11 protein-coding genes and 1 riboswitch are annotated in these 11,364 nt (G+C 47.7%); of the genes, 5 read left to right on the top strand and 6 right to left on the bottom strand.

Annotated elements, in window-relative coordinates; translation table 11 throughout:
* Positions 1 to 40 precede the first annotated feature (40 nt).
* The 3 genes from M3212_RS04140 to M3212_RS04130 form a co-directional block, all read right to left on the bottom strand.
* Positions 41 to 358, bottom strand: coding sequence for a DMT family transporter (locus M3212_RS04140; protein WP_251192691.1), 318 nt, complete (start codon positions 356 to 358; stop codon positions 41 to 43).
* 1 nt (position 359) lies between these two features.
* A complete protein-coding gene (locus M3212_RS04135; RefSeq protein WP_251192690.1) occupies positions 360 to 707 on the bottom strand; it encodes a DMT family transporter in 348 nt (115 codons plus the stop codon).
* A 66-nt stretch (positions 708 to 773) separates the two neighbouring features.
* Positions 774 to 873, bottom strand: a riboswitch (guanidine-I (ykkC/yxkD leader).
* 198 nt (positions 874 to 1,071) lie between these two features.
* Positions 1,072 to 2,271, bottom strand: a complete 1,200-nt coding sequence (locus tag M3212_RS04130) for a class I SAM-dependent rRNA methyltransferase (protein ID WP_251192689.1) — start codon at positions 2,269 to 2,271, stop codon at positions 1,072 to 1,074.
* A 139-nt stretch (positions 2,272 to 2,410) separates the two neighbouring features.
* Between M3212_RS04130 and M3212_RS04125 the strand changes: the two genes are divergently transcribed.
* Complete coding sequence (locus tag M3212_RS04125; protein WP_251192688.1) at positions 2,411 to 3,802, top strand: hypothetical protein; 1,392 nt, start codon at positions 2,411 to 2,413, stop codon at positions 3,800 to 3,802.
* Between the two features lie 147 nt (positions 3,803 to 3,949).
* Positions 3,950 to 4,273, top strand: a complete 324-nt coding sequence (locus tag M3212_RS04120; protein ID WP_251192687.1) for a DUF3817 domain-containing protein — start codon at positions 3,950 to 3,952, stop codon at positions 4,271 to 4,273.
* Between the two features lie 162 nt (positions 4,274 to 4,435).
* On the opposite strand, the gene M3212_RS04115 is transcribed toward M3212_RS04120, so the two are convergent.
* Positions 4,436 to 5,023, bottom strand: coding sequence for a DNA-3-methyladenine glycosylase (locus tag M3212_RS04115; RefSeq protein ID WP_251192686.1), 588 nt, complete (start codon positions 5,021 to 5,023; stop codon positions 4,436 to 4,438).
* A 133-nt stretch (positions 5,024 to 5,156) separates the two neighbouring features.
* On the opposite strand from M3212_RS04115, the gene M3212_RS04110 reads away from it, so the two are divergent.
* Positions 5,157 to 6,116 (top strand): D-2-hydroxyacid dehydrogenase, encoded by a 960-nt coding sequence (locus M3212_RS04110; RefSeq protein WP_251192685.1) that lies wholly within the window; start codon positions 5,157 to 5,159, stop codon positions 6,114 to 6,116.
* A gap of 206 nt (positions 6,117 to 6,322) precedes the next feature.
* Here the strand turns inward: M3212_RS04110 and M3212_RS04105 are convergent, their stop codons facing one another.
* Both M3212_RS04105 and M3212_RS04100 read right to left on the bottom strand, forming a co-directional pair.
* On the bottom strand, positions 6,323 to 8,548 hold the full coding sequence (locus M3212_RS04105) for a sensor histidine kinase (RefSeq protein WP_251192684.1): 2,226 nt from the start codon (positions 8,546 to 8,548) through the stop codon (positions 6,323 to 6,325).
* Positions 8,526 to 9,218: a response regulator transcription factor gene (locus tag M3212_RS04100; RefSeq protein ID WP_251192683.1), complete on the bottom strand. Its 693-nt coding sequence runs from the start codon at positions 9,216 to 9,218 to the stop codon at positions 8,526 to 8,528. Before M3212_RS04100 ends, M3212_RS04105 begins: the two co-directional genes overlap by 23 nt.
* Positions 9,219 to 9,703: 485 nt before the next feature.
* Between M3212_RS04100 and M3212_RS04095 the strand changes: the two genes are divergently transcribed.
* Both M3212_RS04095 and M3212_RS04090 read left to right on the top strand, forming a co-directional pair.
* Positions 9,704 to 10,753 (top strand): tripartite tricarboxylate transporter substrate binding protein, encoded by a 1,050-nt coding sequence (locus M3212_RS04095; protein ID WP_251192682.1) that lies wholly within the window; start codon positions 9,704 to 9,706, stop codon positions 10,751 to 10,753.
* A 106-nt stretch (positions 10,754 to 10,859) separates the two neighbouring features.
* The gene (locus M3212_RS04090; protein ID WP_251192681.1) at positions 10,860 to 11,300 is read left to right on the top strand and encodes a tripartite tricarboxylate transporter TctB family protein; all 441 of its coding nucleotides are present in this window, start codon (positions 10,860 to 10,862) and stop codon (positions 11,298 to 11,300) included.
* The last annotated feature ends 64 nt before the right edge of the window (positions 11,301 to 11,364 follow it).

Genomic DNA, 11,364 nt, shown 5'->3' with positions numbered 1-11,364 from the left:
ATTGTCAGTATACATGATCTGGCTTTTCCCAGCTAATCTCTTATGCCGTGACGAGTTTCAAGCCGATTACAGCGGCAATGATCATGCTTAAACAGACCATCCGGGTGATGCTTTTCGCTTCACCGTAAAAAAGCATTCCGATGAGTGCTCCGCCTGCCGCCCCGATTCCGGTCCAAATCGCGTAGGCCGTTCCCATCGGCAACGTTTCCAACGCCAGCGACAACAAAAAGAAGCTGACCGCAAACGCGGCGAACAGCGCAAGCAGGCTTGCGCCGGATTTGCTTTTATGAAACTGGTTCATCATTGTCACCCCGAGCATCTCAAAGAAGCCAGCAACGATCACATAAAACCATGCCATATTAGTTAGCCTCCTTCTCTACTTCCTTTGTACTTGTTGCCGCTTTTAACCCGATAATGCCAGCAAGCAAAAGCGCGAGAAAAAACAATACGGATAAACGCAGCGGTTCCCCGAATAATATAATGTCCATCGCCACGGTTCCCGCCGTGCCAAGGCCAACAAAGACCGCATACACCGTACCGACAGGCAGACGCCGGCCTGCCCGGATTAACAGTCCAAAGCTGACGATGATCGCTGCTACTGTCAGCGCCCACTCTCCTGCCGCAGCGGCATATTTCAGCCCGATCACCCAGCCAACCTCAAACACTGCTGCCACCACAACCATTATCCATTCAACTGATCCTTTCATCCTCATTCCCCTTTCCTTCTTCTCCTCACAGAAAAAGCCCGGGAGCCTTCTGTCTCTTCAACAGAATTCTCCCGGGCTTTTATCCCTCCGTGTCACAGGCTCGGAGCCCGTGCGTTTTCTCTCGGTCCAGACCGCCTGCCGGCGCGGAACCCTAGAAAACCTTTTTATCCTATTGCCCCTTATGAAAACCGCGTAGCGGCTTTTCTTAGAAGCGGCGTGCGGAGCCGTTACAATCTCTTTTAAGGATGGCTGAAAACGGGCTTTCTTCAGCCATCCGCGTAACGCGCGAAGCCGACGCCCTTCCTCGAATCCCTCCTTATCGTTGAGCAAAGTCTCAGATCAAGTCAACCTCACCTGCAACCCGTCAGCTTAGCCTTTTCAGAAAGACAACCTTTAAATAATCACCTTCAGGGAAGGCCTTCATTGTGCGGAAATCAGCAGGCAGACTATATTGCTCAATCAACTCATAGTTGACTCCTTCACGTGAAAAAGCTTCGCGAATAAAGGAATGAAACTTTTTCATCGAAAAGAGGCTGCAATTGGTCGAGGCGACAATGACACCATTTCTCCTCGTCAAGGCAATCGCTTCCTGCAGCAAACCGGTATAGTCTTTCTGGGCGCTGAACGTTCTTTTTTTCGAGCGGGCAAAGCTTGGCGGGTCAAGCACAACCAAGTCAAATGTCTTTCCTTTTTTGCGTGCGTAGGAAAAATATTGAAACACATCCATCACGACAATATCCTGTGCTTCATAATCAAGTTGGTTGATACTGAACTGTTCAATGGTTTTTGGTAAACTGCGTTTGGCAAGATCGACGCTTGTCGTTTTTCGCGCTCCTCCCAAAGCGGCCGCAACCGAAAACGCTCCCGTATAAGAAAATGTATTTAACACATCCTTGCCGGCGGCATAATGATCGCGAATTCGTCGGCGGACGTCACGCTGATCAAGAAAAATCCCCGTCATCGGTCCATCATTCAAATACACAGCGAATGTCATACCATTCTCCTTAACCAATAATGGAAATTCCCCCCGTTCGCCGCTGACAAAATCATCGTCCTCCACATACTGGCCTTTCGCCGAGAAGCGCTTTTTCTCATAGATCCCTTTGCATGACACGATTGCTTGCAGCGCCTCGTAAATCTCTTTACGAAAGGTATAGATCCCCTCGCTGTACCAGGTGCACAGATAAAACCGGTCATAATAATCGATCGTCAATCCGCCGATTCCGTCTCCCTCGCCGTTAAACAGGCGGAAAACCGTCGTCCGGTCATCTGCCTGCAGCGCGGTCCGTTTGTCAAAGGCGGCCTTAAGACGGGATTGAAAGAAATGACGGTCAATCTTCTCACCCTGCTTTCTTGTCAGCACCCAGCCGACTCCTTTATTTTGCCGGCCAAAATACCCTTTGCCGAGAAATGAACCCTTTTCGTCAAGCAGCTGGAGCAGCGTTCCTTCCTGAAGCGAATCGATAAACGGCTGGTCGAACGCTGATTTCTCAATGAGCGGATAGCCATTTTTCATTTTCGTCGCGAAACGCTGTTTAATCACTGCTGTTTCTTCTTTTGCCATTACGATCCAACCTTACTCTTCATTAGCTGTTTTCTTTTCTCATCTTACCATAAACAGCTTCCTTTCCCTAAGCAGGCCGAAAAGTCGCTCAGGAAATCAAACCTGGAGTGTGTTACACTTATAAAAAAGGAGGGATTGGGTGAATAATTCATATGTTTGGACCCTGATCATCAATAAACAGAGCAAAAAGATACAGCCAGATAAAATAACGGTTTTTCAACAATGTACCCTGGTGGAATGCGAGGAGACGACAAGCGCTGAACGCTACCTGCTCTATTTTTATCATAATCATTTCCTTACCGCTCTTCCACAGCATGCAGCGGAGCCGGGGACCTTTTTAGCTTTGGCCGAAAAAAGAGGTCTTCATATTGAACAGGCAGCCCCGTTTTTTTCCTTACTCGCTGACCCGGCAGAGACACTTCATGCTGATGGTCTGTCACAATTTCTCCTGCGCCTGAAACGGTCCTATCCGGCTGAGGACACCGCGCTTATTTTCTCCTATTTCGATCATATTCTGACCCCGAAGGAACTCGAAACCTCATTGAAGGATCTCTTTTTTTCCTATCGCCGCAATGGTCAGCTGAACAATGCCTTTCGCCTTGCCACCCTTCTGCGCCTGCGTGGCTATAAACAGGATTGGCTGCAATCGACGGTCATCCATCCGGACTACACAAAAGCGGCTGAACTATATCAGGCTCCACTTTCCACCCTGCTGGAAACCGATCCTTTGTATGTGGAACAGAAAGCGTTCATCCGCTATATCAAAAAGGAGGACGACGGCCTACTAACCGCTCTGTATAAAAATCAGAAAAACACGCTCAATCTCCTTGTCCTGCAAACCGACAGCTACAAGCGAAACCCGTCCAGGGAAGCCCTTGCGCCCCTGATCACCTCTTACCAATCTGCTTTTAGTGAGCAGGATTGTCTACGCTGCCTCTTCGCCCTGACAGAAAGTGTCCCTGCTGAAAGCGGGCTTCATGCTCAAGTCTTCCACTTCCTGATCAAGCAAAATGAATATGACAAAGCGATCCAGCTCCTGTTGACACATTCTTTCCGTCTTTCCAAGGAAGAGCTCATGCAGTTACCTGATATTTGGCGGCAGCTAACGGCGGTTCCGGACAATCTGCTGGCCAAAAAGGTCTCAAAACGATTATTCAAGCTGCTTCATGGCCACCCCGCTGTGCTGGAACGGATCATCCGTCTCTCGCTTCCTGCCCTGCTGCAGCGCTACCAACTAAAGGAGCTGCACGAATGGATCAAAAATGCCAAACAGGCCACCTTGCAACCGTTGGAGGAGCGGCTCGCTCAAGTGCTGAAACTCGAAGAAGAAGCCGACAACCAGCTGGAACTCGGCCAGTTCTATTTTGAATTTGGGCAGTATGAAAAAGCAATCGACTGCTTTAGTTGGGACATGGAGCTGCGCCCGAATGACACCAGTCCACTTGAATGGCTTGTGAAGACTTATCAAAAACTCGGGAAACATGAGGAGGCGGCCGCCTACCAACAGCTGCTTGGTCAGTTGAAAGCATAATCAGCGGCTGCTTTCACGTTTTCACAAAAAATCCACCAGATTGCCGCATTCCTGGCTCTCTCCGCTAAGAAAAAGCTGCTATACTTGGTATGGATGCTATGCAAAATAACCACCATCTACTTTTTCTTATTATAAAGGAGCTGATTATTGGTGAGTGCCTCTTTAAAAAGTTTTAGAATCATCAGCTATTTGGAAGGCATATCCTTCTTACTGTTGCTTGGAATTGCCATGCCATTAAAATATTGGTTTGATATGCCGCTCGCTGTCACGATCACAGGAATGGCACATGGGATTCTTTTCGTAATTTACTTGCTCGCTGTCGCCTATTTAATGATCGCCTTCCGTTGGTCGTTCATGAAAGGACTGCTCGCTGTCGTGGCGTCAGTCGTTCCGTTTGGTCCGTTTATTTTCGATGCGAAAATCATCAAGAGCGAAACGGCCGCTACTGACAAAGCGGCAAGCGAAGCATAACCGGAACGCAGAATGAGACAAGCTATTAGAAAAGCTGTCCTGAAAGGGTTGAACATGACCTTTCAGGACAGCTTTTTTTCGCTTCCAAAATCGTTGTAGAAGCTGTAAGCAGGTTGACTTTCCCGGTTGCGTGCCTACAGACAAAATACCTTTAGCTGACCCTTATCTTGACACAAAGCGGTTCCCATTGACCCAAAACCGCCACGGATATTCTCTTGCTTCTCCGCTGTTGTCAATCCCGATCCGCGGACCGCTCATAATGCTGCCGGGCTGGCGTCCTTCGGCAATATACAAAGGAGGCTCCACAAAGCGCCGTCCGTAGTCGTTACGGTCGATGCCAAGCGCTTTCGTCAGCTTTCCTGGTCCATTCGTCAACTCCTGCTCTTTTTTCTTCTCTCCGCGCCGCTCATACATGAGCTCCAGCCCCTGATACGGCTCTACCGCCCGAATCAGCACCGCTTCCGGCTGATCGATATCGCCTGACACGACATTGACGAGACAATGGGTATGCATGACATATGTATAGACATAGCCCGGTGCAGCAAACATGATTTCCGTGCGCGGCGTGCGCCGGTTGCCAAAGCTGTGAGCCGCGCGGTCACCCGGTCCAATATACGCTTCCGTTTCGACAATCCAGCCGGAGGCCATACCTGAAGCCGTCTCTTTCACGAGCAGCTTGCCGAGCAAGGCCTTTGCTAAATTAAGAGTAGGCTGTTCAAAAAACGATTGCGGTAATGGCTCAACCTTCATTGGCTTCTCTCCTTCCAAACTCCGGCCCGAGTACCGGTTCCACTATTTGTCTTTCTTTCAAAAGAAAGCGATATAGCGCTATAATAGATTATAGCAAATAAGTCGCTGTCTCAATAACGAAAGGAGTTTCCCAATGACCCGAACCCTCATCATCACTCACGATATCGAAAGCGTGCTGCTGGACAAAGTCAAAGACGCTCTCCCGGATTGGAATATAATCAGTGGAAGAAACAAGGAAGTTTGGCATGACAAATTGAACCAGGCCGAAATTATTGTCGGCTGGAAGAAAGAAATGGCCTTGGCCTGTCTCGAGCAGCCGGCAGAGCTTCGCTGGCTCCAATCATGGACGGCTGGCGTCAATAACCTGCCATTATCCAAGCTCAAAGAGCGCGATATCCTCGTCACCGGCGGGAATGGTGTTCACGCCTATCCTATTTCTGAAACAGTATTTGCCCTCATGCTTGCTCTTACCCGCAACATCCATACGTATGTCAGAAACCAGCAAAAGAAAGTGTGGCACGACGGCTCCATCCGTCTTGAGCTTCACCAAAAAACAATCGGCATTATCGGCGTAGGGGCGATCGGCAAAGAAACAGCGAAAATCGCCAAGGCATTCGGAATGACCGTGCTTGGTGTCAGACGGTCGGCGAAGCCAACGGATTATGTTGATGAGATGTATCCGATTGATGAATTAAACTCGATCCTGCCAAAATGTGATTATGTTGTTGTTACCCTCCCGCTCACAAAAGAAACGCATCACCTCTTTGGTCAAGAACAGTTTGCCAAGATGAAGCGCTCGGCGTTTTTCATCAATATTGGCCGCGGTGATATTGTCGACGAAGAAAGCCTGATTACAGCCTTGCAGCAGGAGCAGCTTGCCGGCGCCGGACTCGATGTTGTCTCAACCGAGCCGCTTCCGGCGGACAGTCCTCTCTGGGAAATGGAACAGGTAATCATTACGCCGCACACAGCCGGAGCCACCGAACATTATGCCCGTCGGTTAATCGAGGACATCTTTCTGCCAAACCTCAAAAGCTATTTAGCCGGCAACCAGCCCTCTCTAAATGTCATAGACTACGAGGCGGGATATTAAAGAGACTGGACCAAAAGGTTGTTTGGTCCAGCCCCCAAGCATGAGCGTAACCGCCACGTTCTTTGAACGCGTGTTGTGAGCGGGTTTCTCACAACACGCTTGTGGCGAGTGAAGCCATTGCTGCTCTATGCTAACTGGTTTTGTCCCAAGCTCTTCCCCGGGGCGATTGTATGTGCGCAGAACGAAGCCACTGCCTTCGCCAATTTCTACCTGTCCAGCGCGTCCAGAACAACAATTACCTTGAATAAGTCACCGTCAACCTCAATGGTCAGGCTGCCGCCGTGGAGGTCGATAATCGACTTGGCGATCGCCAGACCGAGACCGGAGCCTTCAGTATGACGGGAAGCATCACCGCGCTTGAACCGTTCGAATAACTCTTCACTATTGTCGCCAAGCTCGTATTTCGTTACATTTTTGAAGGTGATGATAACCTGGCCGTTCTCACGCTTGCTTGAAATATAGACCCTCGTATGCTCAAGCGAATAGTGTAAAATGTTGGCGATTACGTTATCGAATACCCGCCAAAGCTTTTGCCCGTCAACGAATGCAAAGACATGCGTCTGTTCATGGGTGACGCGGAACTGTAATGTTGAAGCCTGAATCGTTTCATTATGCTCAGCGAGCGTCTGCTGCAGCAGCTGGACGATATCAGCCCGCTCTTTAACCAATTCAATGTTTCCACTGGCCATTTTCGAGGCTTCGAATAAATCATCAATTAACACTTTCAGCCGCTTTGACTTCCGATCGATGATTTCAATATACGCCTGCCGATCCTCGCTTGTCGTATCCGGCGCCTTGAGCAATTCGGTATAGGTAATAATCGATGTGAGCGGCGTCCGTAAATCGTGACTGACATTGGTGATCAATTCTGATTTTAACCGTTCACTTTTCGCCTGCTCCAGCTGTGATGCCTGCACGCCAGCCTTCATTTTATTCATCGCATCTGCCAGCTCGCTTAGCGCCGACTTTCCTTTCACCGGCAAGTCAGCCGTCACCGCTCCTGTCGCCACAGTCGCCGCATGGCTGACAATTTTGTTGAAATACCCGACTTGCTTCAACAGCCAGAGCATAAGCGGTCCTCCAACAAGGAACAAGACTATGGCATATGGAATAACGAGAGTTGGCTCAACACCGATAAAAATCGCGCCGAAGCCCATCAAATAGATCATGCCGAGAAGAAGGAGCATTTGCGTGCCGACCTTCCGATTCGCAAAGGTCTCCTTAACGGCCTGAATCATCCTGCAAAGTAGCGTTCTCTCCCAATAAAGTCCCCACTCATCTTTTTCTTTGGCAACGGTCAGTAAGTAGCTGCCTTGAACTAGACAGAGACCGATCAGAACTGCCGCGAGCAGCCAGTTGATGATAAAGCCCTCCAGCATATAATAAAGATTGTAAGACAGACTGTAGCCAAGCGGCTTTCTTGCCAATGAATCAACGAAATCCAGGGCGAGAAAGACTAGAATGATAAACAGGATCACCCCGGCGTCCTGCGGCATCCGCTTATAAAGCTCCAACCCTTTTTGATAAGGAAGAACCTCTTTAAAAGGAATTCTTTTTCTTCTAAAGATCATCGCGCAGGTTAAAAGAAGCCCCAATGAAAAATATCCTGCTAATAGCCACTGCGCCTGTTGATAATGATCGTACGATTCCATAATGAAATTATTTGTCCGATCCTTTGGAATGGCAATAACACCTTCGATATTGCCCATATCCGCATAGGAGAAAAGCGGAAAGCCGTCGTCCGCGTGTACCAACTGGCCATCCATCGGCAAATACTCACCGTTTTCACCTGAATAGCGCTTCATAAATATCATCTTATCCGTGGAAAATACTTGGTCGAAATCGGCAATATTCAAGGTCGTATTCGTATAAATATTACCCGTACCCGTATCCTCTAAATAATACGTAAAAATGCTTTTATACGTTAAAAAAGCCGCACGTTCTCTCTCCAGCTCCTGAAAGTATTGATCGACCTGCCTTGCTTTCATATTGCGAATCTTCGCTTCAATATGCTCATCGCTATTAAAATTAAGCGTAATATCCTCTATCTTCGCATCGCGTTCCTCCCGGTAGGCTGAGGCAAGCTCTTCGTTCCCTTCGCTTTGTGCGAATTGAATATCGGCTTCATACTGCGCGTTAATCGACGATATCTGTTCTGTTAAATCCCCATAGCGATAGCGATGCTCTTCAATTTCTTCCTGCGAGACGGGGATCCGTTCCTTCGCTTCTTCCTTGGAAAGGTCGTTCAGCTCGTATAAGTGTAAGTAGCCGATAAATTGCGAAAGGATATGCTCAAAATCTTCTGTTTCGAAGTAGTTCTTTTTTGAATATTCACTGCTATGAGTCAGACCGGCCATTATTCCACTGACCCCCAGGGTGATCAGTAAGAGCCAAAGACCTACTCTTACTCTACTTTTCCATTTTATAGCCAACTCCCCACACCACCTTTACATATCTTGGATTCTTCGGATCAATCTCGATCTTTTCCCGGATTTTGCGGATGTGAACGGCGACCGTATTTTCCGCATTGTAGCAAGGCTCGTTCCAAACCCGCTCATAAATTTCCTGAATCGAAAAGACCCTACCTGCATTTCTCATCAACAGTTCAACGATTTTATATTCAAGCGGCGTTAATTTGACTGCCTCCCCATGAACGGCAACCTCCTTCGCCGCCGGATCAATCGTCAAACCGTGCAAATCAATCACTCTCGCTCCGCCCTCATACGTGCCAAGCGTGACATAGCGTCTAAGCTGCGACTTCACCCGGGCAATCAGCTCCAGCGGATTAAACGGCTTTGTCACATAGTCATCGGCGCCGACCTGCAGCCCGAGTATTTTGTCAATGTCCTCACTTTTTGCACTGAGAATGATGATCGGAATGTTTTGCTTTTCACGAATTTTAAAAGTCGTCGCTATTCCATCAAGCCGTGGCATCATAATATCAAGAATAATCAAATGCACGGTCTGCTCATTCAGAAGATCAATCGCTTCAATCCCGTCCTTCGCCTGAATGACGGTAATTCCCTCGTTGCGTAAATAGATCTCGATTGCATCGCGAATCTCAGTTTCATCATCAACGACCAATACCGTGTACGGCTCCATTTCCGTTCTCCCCTTTCCTGTCTAACGTAGTATAGCATGTCTCTCTTTTCCTGCTCACTCAGTATAAACAGGAAATCTTAACATCTCCTTACTGAATTTCTTAAGAATTTCTTAACATTGCAAGCTAGAAGAAAGAAGCGGCGTACGTAACCGTTACAACTTTTCAAAGGTGGCTAAAAACGAGATTCTTTTAGACATCCGCGAAACGCCATTACTTGAATTACCCCCAAATTTTTATTCTTCTTATCTAATAGAGGGGCGTGTGACAGGCGACAAAATGTTTTACAGTTATTGGTTTTACTAAAAAATTTTTCTTCGTTAAAGAAATTTATAAAATTAAAAATATTGACTTTTATTTAATTAAATAATAAACTCAGTTTTGTAAACGCTTTCTATACTCCTTTTTTAACTCAATTTCCGTAATTGATCTTAAATATAAGCGAGTTTTTAGAAAGCGTTTTCTATTTCGATAAAGGGGGACTACTATGAAAAAATTTATTGCTAGTTTATTTTTTGTATGCTTCATGCTGTTTTTAGCCGGTTGTGGAGGGTCAGAATCAACTTCCGATGATGGGGCCGGGGAGCCTGCTGAAACGGAAGAACCGGCTGAAAATGGAGAAGAGACAACAGATGGAGCCGAATCCGGGACATCATTCCCTGAACAAAACATTACATTAATTGTTCCTTTTGATGCTGGGGGCGGAACGGATGCCACAGCAAGAGCTCTTGCCTCTGCCGCAGAAAAGCATCTCGGTGCTTCGATCGGCGTCGTCAATCGCAGCGGCGGCGGCGGTGCGGTTGGAATGTCTGAGGGAGCCAATGCCTCACCCGACGGATACACGGTGACGATGGTAACGGTCGAGCTGGCAACCCTGCCTCACTTAGGACTTGCTCCGATCACACATGAAAACTTTGCGGGAATCGGCCAAATAAACTTTGACCCGGCGGCGGTAACTGTTCCGGCTGATGCCCCTTATGATACATTGGAAGAATTTATTGAATATGCGAAGGAAAACCCTGGACTGCAAATGGGGAACTCCGGAACTGGCTCGATCTGGCATCTTGCCGGAGCTTCGATCGAACAAGCGACAGGTACGGAATTCAACCATGTGCCATTTGATGGAGCAGCGCCTGCTGTCACAGCATTGCTTGGCGGACATATTGATGTCGTCCCGGTCAGCCCGGCGGAAGTATTGACTCATGTCGAGGCTGGCACATTGAAGACGCTTGCCGTCATGTCGAATGAGCGCTCACCTGCCATGCCTGATGTTCCTACGTTTGCCGAACTCGGAATTGATGCTGTCGCTGTTGGTCCTTGGCGTGGACTTACCGTGCCGAAGGATACACCGCCAGAAGTCATTGAAGTGTTGACAGAGGCATTTAGTAAAGGTGCACAGGAAGAAGAGTTTATCGAGTTTATGGACAATAACGGCTTAGGGATTGTGATTCTGGACGGTCCTGAATTTGAAGCGATGATGCAGGAATCCCATGATTTCTATGGAGAGCTGATTCCAGACCTTGGCTTAGACGAATAACCAGCAATAAACAGACGCGGAAATGACATTCCGTTGTTCAGGCGGCCCCGGACCTATATCGTCCTTCCGGGCCGCCGGCTATTTCTTTTCTATATGAGGTGATCATATGACAAAAGCCAATCATGATGTACTAATCAGCATTTTTGTAATGGGATTTGCTGTCTTTTTCTTTTATCTTACTTTCCAATTTCCGACCGGCAACCCGCAGGATATGGGTCCGGCCTTCATGCCGAGAGCCTACGCCATCATGATTATGATCCTTGGACTATTGTTATTTTTCAAAGGGTTAAAAGGCGGCCAGCAGACCGGGAAAAAAGGAACAAAACTCGTCTTAATGACGATTGGTTGGCTTTTTATTTATATTTTCTTTGTCCCGATTATTGGTTTCCATATTATGACACCAATCTTCTTATTTGTTTTCCTGTGGATGGTCCGTGAACGCCGGCTTATCCCGTTGCTCGCCATCCCACTTCTCACAACTGTTCTTATCTTTTTCTTTTTCAAACAGCTCCTCAATGTTCCGATTCCAACCGGAACATTATTTTAAGAGTCTGCATGTTCACTTGATGCAGAACGGATGCACTGTCTCATGATTACGGGTTGGAAAAAGG

Origin of the sequence: Halalkalibacter oceani (genome assembly GCF_023715705.1) — a bacterium.
GTDB classification, from domain to species: domain Bacteria; phylum Bacillota; class Bacilli; order Bacillales; family Bacillaceae_D; genus Halalkalibacter; species Halalkalibacter oceani_A.
The sequence above is the reverse complement of the archived record's forward strand: the minus strand, read 5'-3'. Positions and strand labels throughout refer to the sequence as shown.